This window comes from Algimonas ampicilliniresistens (genome assembly GCF_030159955.1).
GTDB classification, from domain to species: Bacteria; Pseudomonadota; Alphaproteobacteria; order Caulobacterales; family Maricaulaceae; genus Litorimonas; species Litorimonas ampicilliniresistens.
Window position 1 is genome coordinate 738,700 of record NZ_BSNK01000002.1, and the last position, 15,038, is coordinate 753,737.

The 15,038-nt window shown below is 56.0% G+C and carries 18 protein-coding genes; 13 read left to right on the top strand and 5 right to left on the bottom strand.

From position 1 onward, the window contains the following. Positions 1-279: 279 nt before the first annotated feature. Positions 280-1,317: a sigma 54-interacting transcriptional regulator gene (locus QQL54_RS11390; protein WP_284390755.1), complete on the bottom strand. Its 1,038-nt coding sequence runs from the start codon at positions 1,315-1,317 to the stop codon at positions 280-282. Between the two features lie 244 nt (positions 1,318-1,561). Here QQL54_RS11390 and QQL54_RS11395 point away from each other — a divergent pair, with 244 nt between their 5' ends. The 7 genes from QQL54_RS11395 to QQL54_RS11425 all read left to right on the top strand — a co-directional run bounded on the left by QQL54_RS11395 (position 1,562) and on the right by QQL54_RS11425 (position 4,690). Then, positions 1,562-1,744, top strand: coding sequence for a hypothetical protein (locus QQL54_RS11395; protein ID WP_284390757.1), 183 nt, complete (start codon positions 1,562-1,564; stop codon positions 1,742-1,744). After that, positions 1,744-1,878, top strand: coding sequence for a hypothetical protein (locus tag QQL54_RS11400; RefSeq protein ID WP_284390759.1), 135 nt, complete (start codon positions 1,744-1,746; stop codon positions 1,876-1,878). The genes QQL54_RS11395 and QQL54_RS11400 overlap by 1 nt, the downstream gene beginning before the upstream one ends. Positions 1,879-1,941: 63 nt before the next feature. Continuing rightward, complete coding sequence (pspA, locus tag QQL54_RS11405) at positions 1,942-2,646, top strand: phage shock protein PspA (protein ID WP_284390765.1); 705 nt, start codon at positions 1,942-1,944, stop codon at positions 2,644-2,646. Between the two features lie 130 nt (positions 2,647-2,776). Continuing rightward, complete coding sequence (gene pspB, locus QQL54_RS11410) at positions 2,777-3,025, top strand: envelope stress response membrane protein PspB (RefSeq protein WP_284390767.1); 249 nt, start codon at positions 2,777-2,779, stop codon at positions 3,023-3,025. Next, positions 3,022-3,516, top strand: a complete 495-nt coding sequence (locus QQL54_RS11415) for a PspC domain-containing protein (protein ID WP_284390768.1) — start codon at positions 3,022-3,024, stop codon at positions 3,514-3,516. Before pspB ends, QQL54_RS11415 begins: the two co-directional genes overlap by 4 nt. A gap of 65 nt (positions 3,517-3,581) precedes the next feature. Further along, positions 3,582-3,797: a hypothetical protein gene (locus QQL54_RS11420; protein WP_284390770.1), complete on the top strand. Its 216-nt coding sequence runs from the start codon at positions 3,582-3,584 to the stop codon at positions 3,795-3,797. Next, the gene (locus QQL54_RS11425; RefSeq protein ID WP_284390772.1) at positions 3,797-4,690 is read left to right on the top strand and encodes a GIN domain-containing protein; all 894 of its coding nucleotides are present in this window, start codon (positions 3,797-3,799) and stop codon (positions 4,688-4,690) included. Before QQL54_RS11420 ends, QQL54_RS11425 begins: the two co-directional genes overlap by 1 nt. On the opposite strand, the gene mnmC2 is transcribed toward QQL54_RS11425, so the two are convergent. Both mnmC2 and QQL54_RS11435 read right to left on the bottom strand, forming a co-directional pair. Continuing rightward, positions 4,671-6,353 carry a tRNA (5-methylaminomethyl-2-thiouridine)(34)-methyltransferase MnmC2 gene (mnmC2, locus tag QQL54_RS11430; RefSeq protein WP_284390774.1) on the bottom strand — a complete coding sequence of 561 codons (1,683 nt, stop codon included), beginning with the start codon at positions 6,351-6,353 and terminating at the stop codon, positions 4,671-4,673. The two genes, QQL54_RS11425 and mnmC2, sit on opposite strands and share 20 nt — an antisense overlap. Before the next feature lie 38 nt (positions 6,354-6,391). After that, positions 6,392-7,714 (bottom strand): lytic murein transglycosylase, encoded by a 1,323-nt coding sequence (locus QQL54_RS11435; protein WP_284390776.1) that lies wholly within the window; start codon positions 7,712-7,714, stop codon positions 6,392-6,394. Between the two features lie 182 nt (positions 7,715-7,896). Here QQL54_RS11435 and ykgO point away from each other — a divergent pair, with 182 nt between their 5' ends. Continuing rightward, on the top strand, positions 7,897-8,022 hold the full coding sequence (gene ykgO / locus QQL54_RS11440) for a type B 50S ribosomal protein L36 (protein WP_284373277.1): 126 nt from the start codon (positions 7,897-7,899) through the stop codon (positions 8,020-8,022). Positions 8,023-8,064: 42 nt separating this feature from the next. Next, positions 8,065-8,847: a tetratricopeptide repeat protein gene (locus tag QQL54_RS11445; protein WP_284390778.1), complete on the top strand. Its 783-nt coding sequence runs from the start codon at positions 8,065-8,067 to the stop codon at positions 8,845-8,847. Here QQL54_RS11445 and QQL54_RS11450 read toward each other — a convergent pair. Beyond that, positions 8,844-9,806: a polysaccharide deacetylase family protein gene (locus QQL54_RS11450; RefSeq protein WP_284390780.1), complete on the bottom strand. Its 963-nt coding sequence runs from the start codon at positions 9,804-9,806 to the stop codon at positions 8,844-8,846. The two genes, QQL54_RS11445 and QQL54_RS11450, sit on opposite strands and share 4 nt — an antisense overlap. A gap of 116 nt (positions 9,807-9,922) precedes the next feature. On the opposite strand from QQL54_RS11450, the gene QQL54_RS11455 reads away from it, so the two are divergent. Both QQL54_RS11455 and QQL54_RS11460 read left to right on the top strand, forming a co-directional pair. Then, on the top strand, positions 9,923-11,602 hold the full coding sequence (locus tag QQL54_RS11455) for an amino acid kinase family protein (protein ID WP_284390783.1): 1,680 nt from the start codon (positions 9,923-9,925) through the stop codon (positions 11,600-11,602). Between the two features lie 183 nt (positions 11,603-11,785). Then, the gene (locus QQL54_RS11460) at positions 11,786-12,817 is read left to right on the top strand and encodes a lysylphosphatidylglycerol synthase transmembrane domain-containing protein (RefSeq protein WP_284392490.1); all 1,032 of its coding nucleotides are present in this window, start codon (positions 11,786-11,788) and stop codon (positions 12,815-12,817) included. Here the strand turns inward: QQL54_RS11460 and QQL54_RS11465 are convergent. Continuing rightward, positions 12,814-13,593, bottom strand: a complete 780-nt coding sequence (locus tag QQL54_RS11465; RefSeq protein WP_284390786.1) for an acyl-CoA thioesterase — start codon at positions 13,591-13,593, stop codon at positions 12,814-12,816. The two genes, QQL54_RS11460 and QQL54_RS11465, sit on opposite strands and share 4 nt — an antisense overlap. A gap of 117 nt (positions 13,594-13,710) precedes the next feature. Here QQL54_RS11465 and QQL54_RS11470 point away from each other — a divergent pair, with 117 nt between their 5' ends. Then, positions 13,711-14,442, top strand: a complete 732-nt coding sequence (locus QQL54_RS11470; RefSeq protein ID WP_284390788.1) for an SDR family oxidoreductase — start codon at positions 13,711-13,713, stop codon at positions 14,440-14,442. Further along, complete coding sequence (locus QQL54_RS11475) at positions 14,442-15,035, top strand: 2-hydroxychromene-2-carboxylate isomerase (protein WP_284390790.1); 594 nt, start codon at positions 14,442-14,444, stop codon at positions 15,033-15,035. Before QQL54_RS11470 ends, QQL54_RS11475 begins: the two co-directional genes overlap by 1 nt. The last annotated feature ends 3 nt before the right edge of the window (positions 15,036-15,038 follow it).

The window sequence follows — 15,038 nt, forward strand, 5'->3', positions numbered from 1 at the left end:
TCTAAGTCTGTTTGTGAGTCGCTCTTTTGGCGCTTAGTCTTACCCTATGGCGTGGCTTTTCATTCGTCCAATCGTTCATTCCAAAGCCTACCATCGGCAGTGCCTATGGAAAAAGTGATGTGTTCACCTTGCATTCACGCAAAGCTCGTCAGTCGAACTCAGGCAGTTTGGGTGACGCATGTGGGCTTGCCCGGTCATCGTGCTGGTCATGGGGGTGATTGGTGCGGCGGTTATAATCTGCCGAACCCGGCTTTCCGTTTTTACGGGAAGCCGGGTTTTCTACTTCTTAAGGCCGTGCTTTCTCAGCAGCCCTCTGAATTGATGATAGGATAGGTCCAGTCGCTCAGCAGCCTTGCCCTGATGATCATTCGTCGCCCGAAGCGCCTCGTCGATGAGGCGACGTTCGAAAGCTATCACGCGGTCAGAAAAGCTCTCCGGTATTGGACCGCTCTCTATAGATTGCGGCGCTTGTGGCTGAACCTGTGCTGAGCTGGGCATAGCATTGGTGTTTTGCGTCATGGGCGCGATGATTCGGTCCTGCACTCGATAGGGACTGTCGAACGGATCAATATCAAGCGTGTCGATCGGCTGAGATAGACTTTCATCTTGGAGGAAGGCCTGCACCGCGCTGCGTTCGACGATCAGTTTCAGTTCTCTTACATTGCCGGGGAAAGGATGGGCGCGCATCGCCTCCTGGGCTTCTGCGGTGAAGCCAGGAAACTGTTCAGCCTCAAGTGAGCGCGCCACTTGTCGGCCGAAATGATCGACAAGAGCTGGAATGTCTTCAACTCGCTCGCGCAGTGGCGGCAAAGTAATGACGTGAAAGGCGATACGATCGAGTAGGTCACCGCGAAACGCACCCCGCGCGACGGCGGACGGTAGATCTACGGACGTGGCGGCAACGACGCGAACATCAACATCTTCCTCATATAGCTCGCCCGTAGCCTGAACTTGACCATGCTCGATCGTATGCATGAGCTTTTCCTGCAAATGCAGTGGCATCTCTTCAATACTATCCAAGAATAATGTGCCCTCATTGGCCCCGAAGACCCGACCATTTGTGTCTGAACGCCCATCCATGAAGGTTTGCCCAAACAGTTCGCGGTCCAAAGCCACATCATCAAAAGCTGCGCAATTGACCCGGACATTGACCTTTTCCCAGCGCGGCGAGAGGAAATGCAAGCGCGAGGCGATCAGTTCTTTGCCAGTTCCGCGTTCCCCCACGATCAGAACGGGGCGTTCTGTCGATGCCACATCGGACACGCGGTCCATAAGACCCATGAAGGATTCGCCTGAGCCAACGGGTTGAGTACGCATGGGCATGATTTAGCGTTTATAGCCAATTCAATTTAGTAAATCTAGCCAAAATTATCGTGTAATTCGCCACTCAATTTACCGATCAACGATATGAAAATCATAAACATCAATAAAATCAATGGTTTAGTTTTCCGTGACAGGAGACCCCCTTTCAGCCAATTTGATCTCACAGAAGCGGAGCACAAAGCTTCGCCCCAAACAGCCCGATATCCGGGCCGAGACTAGAGAGAGATGAAAGGAGACGATGATGACATATCGCACCATCGATAATGACTTGAACGCTGTGAACGGAAATTCTGCTCCGTCGCGCTCTGTTCGTCGGGCCCGCCGCCGCCGCGGTTTCGCTGCGATGAGCGTCCGCACAGGCAATACTTACGGCTTCATGCCAATGCATGGTTCTGTGAATACCTACGAAGAGATTCTATAATGGATCACTTCGACCGCAACGAAGATAGCTGGCGCACTAAAGGCGCCCGCTTTGTTCAATACCTCACCACGCGTGACAAGGAATGCTGGGGCTTCTTCGCCGCAGGCTTTCTAATCGCAGCTATCCTGACCTAGCGGTCAGATTTAATCGCCGGCCTCAGCCAAGAGGCCACACCATTGTCAAAGGAGACGAGAAACATGGGTATTTTTTCCCGCATGGGCGACATCATCAATTCCAACCTAAATGCTATGATTGAGGCCGCCGAAGATCCGGAAAAGATCGCCCGGCTAATCATCCAGGAAATGGAAGATACGCTGGTCGATGTCCGCACTGACGCTGCCCGTCATATTGCTGAGCGCAAAGAGATGGTGCGTCGCGAAGAAGATTATCGCAAACGGGCCGACGATTGGGCTGCAAAAGCTGAGCTGGCAATCACGAAAGATCGTGAAGACCTGGCCCGCGGCGCCCTAACCGCTAAACGCCAAGCTGAAGACATGGCCGACGTTGTCGGTAAGGAAATCGCGGTTCTGGACGAAGCCATCGGGAAAGCCGATATGGATTTGTCAAAATTGCAGACCAAGCTCGACGAAGCTAAGGCCAAGCATAAGTCGCTGACAATGCGCAGCACGGTCGCCAAGAGCCAAGTCAAGATGCGGACCAAGCTTGTTGACACACGTGTCGATGACGCGCTGTCTAGATATGAGCGCATGGAACGCAAAGTCGATGAATTGGAAGCCCATGTCGAAGCTTTCGACCTTGGTGAAGGCGAGAGCCTAGAAAGCCAGTTTGCCGCCTTAGAGTCCGATGAAGAACTCGAAGACGAACTTGCTGCACTGAAAGCTCGCATGAGCAAGCCGAAAGCAGCGAACAAATCTGACAAGCCTGCCAAAAAGGCGAGTTGATCTAACTGCCGAAAGGCTAAAGAACGCGCCCGGGGGAGACCTCCCCGGTTGACCGGATATACCCTTCTCCGTTCGCCACACCTCCCGGGCGCACTCAAACCGATCAACGTAACAAAAAGAGAGACCTATAATGCTCAGGCCCGAAATTCTGGTCTTCATGATTCCCATCGTAGCCATCGTCATGGGCGTGGCCTCCTCGATGCTGAAGACACACTATGAGCACAAGGAACGCATGGGCGGCGGCGGGACACCGGAAAACGGAACCCACCGCGCCGAACTCGAGCAGATGTCGCGAATCGCTGACATTCTCGACCAGCGCGTGAAAGTGCTGGAACGCATCCTTGACGATGAAATCCCGAACTGGAGAGACAAATCATGACCCGCCGGAAACGTACAGAACGCTGGGAAGATGAATACGGCACCTGGGAAGAAACGGTAGAGACTGGATATGATCACGGTCGCCGTCCAAAGCTCCGTCGCAACAAGATTGACGGTATCCTAGGCGGCGTCTGCGCCGGCCTCGGTGACTGGCTCGGTATTGACCACGGCCCGATGCGTATCTTCTTCGTGCTGGCGGTTATCTTCACCGGCTTACCGATCTTGGTCTATTTCCTGATGTGGCTGTTTATCCCGTCAGACAAGCGAGCGCCTTATGTTCGTGAACGGACCGAACGGAATAGAGCCCAGCGCAAAGCGCGTCGTCGCGACCGCCATCACGGCTACAGTGAAGCTGCACCGATCGATACGGTCAACTATTCGGACGTCCGGTCAAAATTCCGCTCAGTCGAAGAGCGCATGCAAGACCTAGAACGCTCCGTCACCTCGCGCGAATGGAAACTGCGCCGCGATTTCCGCGACCTAGAGAGCTAGGCCGGACCTAACTTAAATCTGCCGGAGACCAACGCCTCCGGTTCACACAAAAGGGAGAGACGAAAATGAATATCATTGCCACCGCATTCATCGCCGGCACCTTTGCCGCCATGCCATTACCCTCATTGCCCTCCAACCCGATTGATGGTTTATCCATCTGCGCCGCCGGGATTGCCTTGGAGCTATCCGAAGACGGAATGGAAACGCACGCAGCCGAGACAACGGATTTCGAAATCGAACTTCGTCTGAAATCTGGCTCACCTATCCGAGTGAGACTCTAATGAAATATTCGATCCTGACTGGCGCGCTGCTTTCAGCCACGCTGATGACCCCAGCTTTTGCCACCGATATTACGGTGGAAGATTTTGTTGGAAAAATTACGATCATCGATGGGAATGACGGTGTTGAGGTTGTGCGAAATGGTAAGCAGTCGGCCGACTATCGCGAAAATGGTGACACAATCATCATTGATGGTGGTTTGTCGCGCAAACAGCGGGATAAAGCCTGCAAGGGTGGGGGCCTCTCATGGGACCTCGATTTCAATGGGCGCGAGTCTAAAGGCAACACCAAGCTGCAAGACTATCCAGAAATCCGGATCAGCGTGCCGCGCGGATCGGACTTGACGATCCGAGACAGTTTTGTGCGACTGGATAGTCAGCTTGCTCTGGGAGTTGCAGACCTTCATCTAAGCGGTTGCTTTGATGCAAACCTAGCCGATGCCGACGAGATCATTCTGGAAAAGTCCGGTTCCGGCGAAATTACCATTGGCACCGTTGGGTCCCTGAAGATTGAAAAATCGGGGGCTGGTGATCTGGAGATTGAAAAAGCGGATCGATTTAGTCTGGATCAATCCGGTTCAGGCGAAGTGGAAATCGATCGTGTCGATGGACCGGTCGAAATTGAGAAGTCGGGCTCTGGTGATATTGAGATCGGATATATCGATGGGATACTCAGAATCGATAAGTCTGGTTCCGGTGATGTCGAAGTGGACGGTGGAACAATTCCAGAGCTATCCGTCCATATTTCGGGTTCAGGCGATGTCCAGGTCCATGCCGCTGTTGGCGATGCCTATATCAGGGCGTCAGGATCTAGCGACATCTATGTTAAATCGATTTCGGGTTCCGTCGACTCATCCGTCTCAGGATCTGCCGATTTTAATCGGGGCGACGACTGAGTTTATCCGAGAGCGAGTCTGCTAAAGGCGATGGCTCTCCGAGATAGGCGCTGACCAGCGCTTCGCCTAGAAGGGGCGCAAAGACAAACCCCCGTGACCCGAGGCCGGACAGGATCCACAAATCCTGCTCGGCCTTTGTCGTTTGGGTCCGGACCAATCGCGGCAGAGTGTCGGCTGTCGTGACACGGACACTGGCGCGAAAGGATTGTACGTCAGGGTCCAAATCTAAACCTTGGCTTATGGCTTGTGCCAGATTGGCGGCATCGTCTTCTGCTCGCAGTTCAAATGCTGTGTCATGATTCTCAATGCGGTCATGGGTTGCGCCCAATAGAATCTGACCTCTGATAGGAATCGCATAGCCGCCATAGGTCACGGGTCGCTCTATCCCGCCACTGCCCCAGCTCAACTGCCCGCGTGAAAATCGAAAGGCGGCGTCTGGCAGTAGGGTGCGAACGCCATACCCTCCGGCAAAAATAATCGGTCCTTTCAGGGAGTCCAGACTATCCACGCGTCGCGCTTGCACGTCTGCCCCTGCCAATAGGGATGTGCGTGCCGCTTCTGTGTCGATCACCAGAGAACTGTCCATCTCCAACGTTTCATCCGTCCAACGCAGATGGTTAGCCCCCAAAGGCATTTGCGCGGCGATCCGAGCTAAGCGAACGGCTTCCGAGTCCGTTTTCGGGCAGTGGACCAGCCCTTCATAGCGTGTGGCACCGCGATAGATCTCGCGTGCATAGAGGAAACTCGACAGGAAAAAACGCGACTCCGGTCGATCCTGCAGATCAAGGCGGGGCTTAATCAGCGCTGCGCCATTCTCGGACGCAGCAATGTGATCCGGATCGAACAGGACGGTGGGGTTAATGCCACGACGCAGAAAAGCTGCCGCTATCGATGCTCCGGCGATGCCCGCCCCGATGATCGTCGGAGCCTGAGGTCTCGTAGGCGCGGTGGCTTGCTCCGGAAGTCGCGCTTCCAGTCTCTGGCGTTTGCGTCCGAATCCTTCCTTTTTCTCAACCTCGAAGCCAGCATCGCTTAATGCGCGGCGAACGGCGCCAGCGACTGTAAAGGTGGCCACTCGCGCGCCGGGGGCGGACAGCCGGGCAACGTCCGAGATAATTGCGGGGCTCCACATGTCCGGGTTTTTGGCGGGCGAAAACCCATCGAGAAACCAAGCGTCGGCCTGAAAGGACTGATCTGCGAGAGCAGGCGCAACGGCGTCATGTATCAAGGTCAGCGTGATAGAGCCAAAATGGCGTCGATGCACACCGCGTACAGGGCCAGGCCAGCTCTCGATCAGAGGTGTCGCCAGCTCTGCCAATTCTGGAAAATGAGCTAAAGCGCGGCTCAGGTCGCGATGCTCGAACGGGAAGGCCTCGACTGAGATGAAATGCAAGCGGCCCGTCGCTCCACTGTCGCGCCAAGCCTGCCAAGCGGCTAAGAAATTCAGGCCAGACCCAAAGCCTAGCTCGGCAATGGTGAAGACCTCTCGGCCCATCCAATTGTTCGGTAAGCCACACCCTTCTAGGAAAACGGCTCGGCTTTCTGCCAGACCGCCATCGATAGAAAAATAGATATCGCCAAAATCTTCAGCCGCCGGCGTGCCGGGCTGAGAAAAATCGAGCGATGGGGCAGGGGTGCGGGTGAGCGGCACCGGGGGCGGCATCAGAGTATCCTATCGCTCAATCATCTTGCGCACTGCGTCTATCGACCCGGCGCCATGATCCGCGCCAGCAAGCGCTGTTCGACATAGCCATCGGCCGGAAGACCATTTGCGCTTTGCCAAGCCCGGATGGCGCGGCGTGTGGCGGGGCCGACTTGGCCGTCAACACCGCCCGTATCAAAGCCCTTGGCTGTGAGGGCCTTTTGCATATTTTCTTTGTCCTTAAAGGTTAGCGGCTGGTCGTCTTCGGGCCAAGGGTTACGGATGGAGGTTTGACCGCCCAATGCCTCGCCAAGGCTCGCAATGCCCATCACATAGCTGGTCGAATTATTATACTTTTTGATGACGTCGAAATTCTTGAAGACGAGCAGCTTTGGTCCACGCTGCCCGGCTGGGGCCAGTAATTTGGCTTCTAGCTGGTTGGCCGCAGGACTGAATTGCAGACCGTTCGCGGGACGCGCGCCAAGCGCGGTCCAAGCTGCGACAGTCTTTTTCGTGCTCTCAGATTGTGAGTAGTCAAAATCGACGGGCACGACGACCTCCGCCATAACGGGCTCATTCGGTCGCCATCCAGACCGGGTTAGATAGTTTGCGGCGCTGGCGAGGGCATCCGCTTCTGAGGTCCAAAGATCAGTGTTACCATTGCGATCAAAATCGACCGCATAGTCACGGAAGGTCGTGGGAATAAACTGGGTCATGCCCATCGCCCCGGCCCAAGATCCTGTCAGCTGTTCCACCCGTACGGCACCGGACTGGATCAGATCAAGCGATGCAAAGAGTTGCGCTTCCCCAAATTTGGTGCGCCGTCCCTCAAAGGCGAAGGTGGCCAGACTATTGATGATGTCATGATTGCCAAGAATGCGCCCATAAGAGGATTCCAGACCCCAGATCGCTGCCAAGATTTGTCGCGGCACGCCATAGGTTTGTTCCAATTCATCGAAGATGGCGGTGTGATCAGCCAGTTCGGCCTGACCGCGCTCGATCCGCTCTGGGCTGGCGGCTGACTTGATGTAGGACCAGACGGGCCGGGTAAATTCAGGTTGTGAGCTATCGCGCTCTAGCGCCCGCTCGTTCATCGTCGCGCGTCCAACCGTGATGGCCAGTAATTGCGGCGAATATCCCTTCGCAATAGCGCGGCGTGTAAAATCATCTTTCCAATGAGCAAACCGTTGCGCTTGGGCCATCGCAGAATCGCCTTGGCCGGTCGCGGCTGTATTCAAGACAGCTGTGGGCGGTGTGACAGCTTCCGCCGTCAGCAGAGCCGCATCAGACAAGTTTACCGCTGATTCTGATGTCTGAATATCGACTTGCGGGGTTGCGCAAGCGCTTAATAGAATGGCGAGGGGGAGGAGATAATAACGCATAATCCTAGACTACCAGTGGTTGACCCATTCCGATAGGGTCGGTTTATGACGGTTCAGCCAGACTTTATGATCGATTAAGACCGATCTAGGCTGCGGCACCGGATTGACTTCGTATCGCGCCGTCCATATAGGCCCGCTTCCGCTGAAAATGCGCCAGAATTTGATTTAGAGGACGTTGAGCCATGAAAGTCCGCAGCTCGCTAAAATCGCTGAAGAACCGCCACCGCGACTGCCAAGTCGTTCGCCGCAAGGGCCGTCTTTACGTGATTAACAAAACAGACCCACGCTTTAAGGCCCGCCAAGGCTAAGTGTGTTTGGCGCGTATTTCGCGCCAGCCTGAAAATTCAATAATGTATCGGCCTCTTGCCTTACCGGGCGAGGGGCTTCATTTTGCGTGGGTGACACGTCCATTCATATTTCTTTTGGCTTCATTGGCTCTATGGGTCGCGTCGCCAGCTATGGCGCAGGTCGAGGAAGCAGACCCGGACCGTCAGTCCCCGCTTATCATAATTCCAGAGTTGCAACTCGAGCCGCCAGCCTTGCCGACTCCTGACCCGGACGATCTGCCTGCTCCTGACGAATCCATACCCGAAGCGCCGATCCCTGATATTGACGCGCCCGACTATTCACGTCTGTCTTCAAATGAAGAACGTGAGGCTCGGCTAGAAGATATGTTTGAACGCCTCGCTTTGGCCGAAACCGAAGAGTCCGGTGATTTGATTGCCGAAGAAATTTGGGCGGTCTGGCTCGACAGCGGTAGCGGGTCAGTCAATCTGGTGCTGCGTCGCGGCGCAGAAGCTCAGGCGCGCAATGACAACGCAATGGCTCGCGTCATGTATGACCATGTCACGCGGCTACAACCCAATTATGCAGAAGGCTGGGCGCGGTCTTCAAGACTGGCCTTAGAAGAACGTGATTTTGCGCGCGCAGTCGGCGAAGCTGTTCGCACTCTGACAATAGAGCCGCGCCATTTTTACGCGCTTTGGACACTCGGCAATGTTTTGGAACGCCTCGGACGTCCTGACGAAGCCCTCGATGCCTATAATGAGGCTAACCGTCTGCATCCGACGCTGGAAACTGTCGCTGACAGGGTCGCAGCGCTAGAGCTCCAGCTCGGCGGCGGCGTTCTTTAATTTGTAAACACGCCGTTGGCACTCAACCGCGCCTCTATACCCGCTTCGCTAGTTGACCAATGATCGAAGGCTTCGGGGCCGCTCAGCCCGGCATCTCGCGCCAACGCGGCAATTCGGCCTGCACCCGAGAAGCGTGTTTCAGGTAGCTGATTCGCAATCGGATCAGCAAAGGCTTCGTCTGGATCAATGATCGTCCAACCATCGGCTCTCAGAGCCGTGACCATCTCGACTGTAAACGAAGCGGCTAGATCATTCTCATGGAGCAAGAGCACGTGCGCCGGGCGGCGGCCCAGCACGGCTTGACCCATCCGGTCATAATGGTTCGCTGCATCGACAACCATGTCGACATAGAGTTGGGCGAGCGCTGCCCTGTCCACCGTCATTCCGTCACGCACGGCCCTTTGCCACAGACTGTCTAGATGCCAGTCATAAGTGTCGACGGTAACATACCCGCTCATCAGATTTCGATCGGACAAGGCCTCTCTCAACCGGTTGCGTTTGGCCAGCGCGATCTCCTCATCTCCATATCCGCCCTCATCGAGATAGGGAAAACGATACCAAGAGCGTCGATTGGGCAGCCCGTCTAGAATGGCTTCGGCTTGCTCTATATCGGCAATGTATGCCTCTGTGTCAGTCCGGCTAGCCCAGTTATGGGAGTGGCTATGATTGGCAATCATATGTCCAGCATCTGCGTAGGATTGAATGCGCGCGCGCCCTTGATCGTCAGTCATGCCTTGGGTTGTTGCGAATATGGCGACAGGTCCTGTCTTGGCTGTTTCCCAAGCCTCAATCATGGTCTGGGTTCGCTCTATGCCATCGAACATAAGTCCATCGCCGCGCGGGGCATCGTCATAGGTCAACGCAATGCGTTTTCCGGGCATGACGGATGTTGGGTCGGCGGACGCTGTGCAGCCCGTTAAGATCAGCAGACAGAAGAAAATTGGGACAAGTCGCATCATGAACTCTCCCTAATCCGGGCAAAGCGTGCTGAGCAATGCAGAAAAATAAGGCCGAAAGGCATAATCATGCGCTAATATGGTTGCGCCACACAGATACGCCGCTACACGCCCGCCCCATGCCCGTCCCTACTCTTGTCCTAAATTTCGGCCATTCGGTTTTGAGTTCGCTGTCCGATTACACGGAAGCCGCGTCAGAGATTTATCGTCATTACCGCCGCGGCTACAATATTGTGGCTGTCACCTCGGCTCAAGGCGATCAGACTGACATGCTGATGGCGGAAGCCCGCCGGATCGGTCCGGAGGGCGGCACTAGAAATCTGCCGGAACTTCTGCAGCTTGGCGAACGCCGCTCAGCCGCTTTGCTGGCTTTGGCCCTAGAGCGGATCGGCGCGCCCGCTTTTGTACGGCAAGCCCGGGATCTGGGTTTGACAGCGACTGGCGATCCAATGAACGCTGTTTTGACGGGCCTGAATACAGGTCAGCTCATGCAAGACCTCAAGGATCACGACATTGTCGTCATGCCAGGCTTCGTCGCGATTGGCGAAAAAGACCGGGCTGTGTTGCTCGGGCAGGGCGGCGCTGATCTGACGGCTCTTTATGTTGCGGATCAGCTCGGGGCTCCGGCTTTGCTGCTCAAGGATGTCGACGGCGTTTATGATCGCGATCCAAAACAGGGCTCAGATACGCCCGCGCGGCGTTATCCGCGCGTCTCCTACGCCGATGTGCGCCGCAAGGCTGCACCGCTGATCGCGTCACGGGCGCTCGATTATGCAGAAAGCGTCGGTCAGCGGTTTCGCATCGGTGCGCCCGGCGTTGCCGGATCAACTCAGGTTGGCGACGTATCCGAGCGCCCCATAGACGCCCAAACGCCGCGTAAAATGCGGATCGTCATGATGGGACTCGGAATCGTTGGTGGTGGGGTGTGGCGACGGGTCGCCGAACATCCTGATCGGTTCGAAATTGTTCGCGTTATGGTCCGCAGTCCCGACAAGTATATCGATCAGGGTTATCCGGAAGATGTTCTGACTACGGACTCTTCCGATCTATTTGCGGCAAAGCCGGACATTTTTATCGACGTCTCTGGTCCAATTGACCCCGCGCTTCAGCTAACTCGCGATATGTTGGCAAAGGGCGTTCATGTCGTTTCGGCCAATAAACAAGCGATTGCGACGGGCGGGCAATCTCTACTCGATCAGGCATCGCCTGGCGCGCAGCTTCTCTTCTCCTCGGCCGCTGGGGGCGGCATGCCTGTTTTGGAAATGTGCATTCGCGAGAGGGGGCGGATCGCCCGCGTCGAAGCGTTACTCAACGGGACGACCAACTTCATGCTGGGCGAGATGGATCGCGGCATGTCTTATGAAAATGCACTCAAATTGGCGCAAGACCGGGGCTATGCTGAAGCTGATCCGACATCGGATGTGGATGGTCACGATGCGGCTGCCAAGATCCGCCTCGTCAGCCTGCTCGGTTTTGGCGAGGAGCTAACGCCCGAGCAGATTGCTCGCGATACGCTCGCGCAAGTTGGCAATAAACCCGAACCCGGCACGGTTCTTAAACGGGTTGCCCGCGTGTCCGGGGATACAGGCGAATTAGTCGCGGATCTCCGTCTCCGGGCTTTGTCTCCGAATAACTTCTTGGCTAAGGCTGAGGGCGAAGATGCGCACGCCGTGTTCGATTTCACAGATGGCGATCGTTACGTGATCCGGGGCAAGGGCGCTGGTCGCTGGCCGACGACAGAAAGCGTGATGGCTGATCTATATGATCTGTCAAATTCGAATGAAAACGCATCTAACTGACTGGGTTTTTTCGCCTCGCGCGGAACCGTAACCTTACCCTAAGCGTCAACTAACCGGAGCTGCTACCGGAAGAGACGTCATGACTAAGTGCGATCAGTACGGAAATACCTATGACCGTACGTTTTTCTGCGCGTCATGTCCGAGATGGCCGGCGCGAAATCCGAGAGCTAGGTCTTGACGAAGGTGCCGGAGGGACTGGCGGTAGAGACTCGCGATGCGGCGCGTGCCCAACAAAGACAGATACTCAAAAAAGTTCAGAACGGATTGAAAAGCCCGTGGTTGATCGGCGTGATGGTCATCGGGCTGCTTGTCGCCCTCCATCTTGTCGCGCCCTATTCGGAATGGCGCGAGGCTTTCGCTCAGGCTGAGCCGTCTTGGTTGCTATCGGCTGTCCTATTGGTCCTCCCGCACGAAGGCCTCAAAGTTTTGCGGATGGAGCAGCTGATCCCCTGCGTGAAACCACAGCGCCTCCTTCACACAAAGATCGTTTACGGCATGTCCTGCGTTGCTCAGCTTCCAGTCGGAACGGTCGGCGGCGATGTCTACCGTGTCATGCGCTTGGAAGAGTGCGGATCATCGGCAGAAGATGCCGCAGCCGCAACGTTTCTGATGCGACTGATCGGCTTCGCGGCGACATTGGCCATATCGGGTATTGGCGGGATGTTCGTGCTGGGTAGTATCTTTCCAATCATCGGTCCCATCCTTGGCGGGCTGATCCTGCTTCTTCTAGCAATGTCCAAAAACCCGCCCCGCTTTCTTGGGCGCTTGGTTGAGCGTGCGGATGACACGCGGCGCGGCGCGTTCGGAAGATTTCTGTCCGTTGCAGCGCGTCTGTTAAGACATGTATTTCGCGAAGCCGCAGCCCTGACCCGAAAGCAAATTGTCGGCGTGCTCGGCTTTACGATGGCGCTTTATGCTGTGCGCGCCGTGATCGTCTGGTTCTGTCTGTTGGCTCTGGATTTGGACGTTAGTTATTTCGCTGCATTGGTTGCGTTGGCGGTGGGCAATCTCGCGAGTTCGATCCCAAGCCCTGCAGGGAATGTCGGTCTGCGGGAAGGCGGCATTGTCGGTGTTCTAGCCGGACTGGGGGTCGCGGTCGCGCCTGCCACGATTGGGGCGCTGCTGTTCCGAGCAGTCATGATGGTGGGGGCTGGTCTGGGACTGATAGTCGCGACGCTGGCCTATCGATTGTTTTCGCCAAAGGTCGCGCGCTAGACGAACACGGCGATGGATTGCATCCCTTCGACGACCATCTCACCGCGCGAATTCCAGACCCGCATCACTTGTGAACAGTAACCGTCCATAGCGGCCGTGAGGTCGGCTTCAACCTGATACCAACCTTCGTCTGTTTCTGGCGCGCGCAGAAAATTACATATCCATGTCATGGAGCTGACCGGCCCGAATTGCTGCATAATGGGCAGGGTTGAGGGTGGCAAAATATCGGCGAGACATAGAAGTGCGGCCTCTCCCTCGCGAGACGCCTCATCTTTATGTCGCGACCAACAGCGAAGATAGCCGCGCGTTCCGCCCGTCATGGGGCGTGTCCCCTCAATCAGGCGCGTGTCAAAATTGCGCGTGAAGGCTGGGATAAAGGACGATTCCTGATCAATGAACGGCTCACATGCGTCCGGCGAAGGGGCGTCGGGGGCGGGACAGTCAACATGAAGATGGCTGTCACGGGCCGCACCAAATGAAAACGTGGCCGTGCAGACGGCTTGGCCATCATTGTCAGCACGCGACGCGATTGTCGTCACGTTCCGGCCTTGGCGTAAGATGTCGCTCGATAGATCAGGCGACCCTGTGACGGGTCCGGTGAAGTTGACGAGGGCTGACCTCAGAGGCGGCAAGTCAGATCCGGTCGATTGCGCGTGGGCCAGAAGCAGGGCAGCGCTTAGTCCGCCATAAGCGGTTCGGCCTTGTTTCCAATTCTCTGAAATCTCTGGGGCTTGTGTCTCAGCCTGCTGGGCCAGTTCGGCAAATGTCATGCTCATTCTGGGCGCTTAGCGACTGAGCAATTTGCGTTCTACCCTCATCACGGTTTGGCAGAGCTTCACGCGTGAAGCCTGCTCCGACTTGTATCGCCTAGGCTTTGCCCGCACAGTCCGCTCATGAACCAAGGCGTAGCACTCATTATTGGAGCCGGGGCCGATACGGGCGGCGCTATTGCTCGGGCCTTCGCCGCAGACGGCTATCATGCCTGTCTGACCCGTCGTCCTCGCAACCTCAATCAACTGGGTTTACTCGCCGATACGATTCGTGACGCCGGGGGCACGGCGACACCGTTCGGCGTTGATGCCCGTAATGAGACTGAAATGGCGGCATTGGTGGCACGCATTGAAGCGGAGGTCGGGCCTATTGAGGTCTGTGTTTTCAACATTGGTGCAAATGTCCGTTTTGGCATTGGTGAAACCACGCCGCGTGTGTTTCGAAAAGTTTGGGAAATGGCGTGTTTTGCGGGCTTCCTGACGGCGCATAACGTCCTGCCGCGCATGGCGGAGCGGGGACGCGGGACGATGATCTTCACCGGAGCTACGGCCAGCGTCCGAGGGGCTTCTGGATTTGGAGCCTTCGCGTCGGCCAAGGCGGGCCTGCGAAACCTCGCGCAATCGGCGGCACGCGAATATGGCCCGCAAGGCGTCCATGTCGCCCATACCCTGATTGACGGCATGATCGATTCGACCTTCATCCGAGACAATGTTCCTGGCGTCGATGCCCTGCGGGACGAAGACCGGATTCTGAACCCTGACCATATTGCGTGCAATTATGTCCATCTGCACCGCCAGCCGCGCGATGCTTGGACCTTCGAGTTAGACTTGAGGCCTTATGGAGAGAGTTGGTGATGAAAACGATAGAGTTCTACTACGATTTTGGCAGTCCAAATGTCTATCTGGCGTGGAAGGCCCTATCGCAAGTTGACGGGCTGACGCTGGATTTGAAACCCGCGCTGATCGGCGGCATCTTTAAAGGGACTAATAATCAACCCCCATGGCAGGCCTTTGCCGGAGTTCCGGCTAAAATGCACTATATGATGGCTGAGATCCGGCGCTTTGCGACGATGTACGGTTTGTCGGACTTTAAGATGAACCCACATTTTCCGGTCAACACGTTGCTTGCGATGCGCACCGCTATGGTGGCGCATGCGGACGGGGTCGAGGATCGCTTTTTTCCGGCGGTGCAGATCGCCATGTGGGAAACGGGACAAGACGTCTCCCAAATGGATGTGTTGGCTGGCGTCCTAAATGATGCGGGTTTGCCAGGGACCGATATGGTGGCCCGCACGCAGGGACCGGAGATTAAGCAAGCGCTGATGGATGCCACGCAAGCCGCCATTGATCGTGGGCTGTTCGGTTTACCGACTTGGTTTGATCAGGCCGATATGTATTTCGGCAAGGATAATTGCTGGATGTTCGGCGCTCAGCCGACAAATCGCTAAGCG

What these genes read in the sequence shown, in the direction of transcription:
- QQL54_RS11390 (WP_284390755.1), bottom strand. Translation starts at nt 1,317, where the DNA reads ATGCGTACTCAACCCGTTGGCTCAGGCGAATCCTTCATGGGTCTTATG.
- QQL54_RS11395 (WP_284390757.1), top strand. Translation starts at nt 1,562, where the DNA reads ATGATGACATATCGCACCATCGATAATGACTTGAACGCTGTGAACGGA.
- QQL54_RS11400 (WP_284390759.1), top strand. Translation starts at nt 1,744, where the DNA reads ATGGATCACTTCGACCGCAACGAAGATAGCTGGCGCACTAAAGGCGCC.
- pspA (WP_284390765.1), top strand. Translation starts at nt 1,942, where the DNA reads ATGGGTATTTTTTCCCGCATGGGCGACATCATCAATTCCAACCTAAAT.
- pspB (WP_284390767.1), top strand. Translation starts at nt 2,777, where the DNA reads ATGCTCAGGCCCGAAATTCTGGTCTTCATGATTCCCATCGTAGCCATC.
- QQL54_RS11415 (WP_284390768.1), top strand. Translation starts at nt 3,022, where the DNA reads ATGACCCGCCGGAAACGTACAGAACGCTGGGAAGATGAATACGGCACC.
- QQL54_RS11420 (WP_284390770.1), top strand. Translation starts at nt 3,582, where the DNA reads ATGAATATCATTGCCACCGCATTCATCGCCGGCACCTTTGCCGCCATG.
- QQL54_RS11425 (WP_284390772.1), top strand. Translation starts at nt 3,797, where the DNA reads ATGAAATATTCGATCCTGACTGGCGCGCTGCTTTCAGCCACGCTGATG.
- mnmC2 (WP_284390774.1), bottom strand. Translation starts at nt 6,353, where the DNA reads ATGCCGCCCCCGGTGCCGCTCACCCGCACCCCTGCCCCATCGCTCGAT.
- QQL54_RS11435 (WP_284390776.1), bottom strand. Translation starts at nt 7,714, where the DNA reads ATGCGTTATTATCTCCTCCCCCTCGCCATTCTATTAAGCGCTTGCGCA.
- ykgO (WP_284373277.1), top strand. Translation starts at nt 7,897, where the DNA reads ATGAAAGTCCGCAGCTCGCTAAAATCGCTGAAGAACCGCCACCGCGAC.
- QQL54_RS11445 (WP_284390778.1), top strand. Translation starts at nt 8,065, where the DNA reads ATGTATCGGCCTCTTGCCTTACCGGGCGAGGGGCTTCATTTTGCGTGG.
- QQL54_RS11450 (WP_284390780.1), bottom strand. Translation starts at nt 9,806, where the DNA reads ATGATGCGACTTGTCCCAATTTTCTTCTGTCTGCTGATCTTAACGGGC.
- QQL54_RS11455 (WP_284390783.1), top strand. Translation starts at nt 9,923, where the DNA reads ATGCCCGTCCCTACTCTTGTCCTAAATTTCGGCCATTCGGTTTTGAGT.
- QQL54_RS11465 (WP_284390786.1), bottom strand. Translation starts at nt 13,593, where the DNA reads ATGAGCATGACATTTGCCGAACTGGCCCAGCAGGCTGAGACACAAGCC.
- QQL54_RS11470 (WP_284390788.1), top strand. Translation starts at nt 13,711, where the DNA reads ATGAACCAAGGCGTAGCACTCATTATTGGAGCCGGGGCCGATACGGGC.
- QQL54_RS11475 (WP_284390790.1), top strand. Translation starts at nt 14,442, where the DNA reads ATGAAAACGATAGAGTTCTACTACGATTTTGGCAGTCCAAATGTCTAT.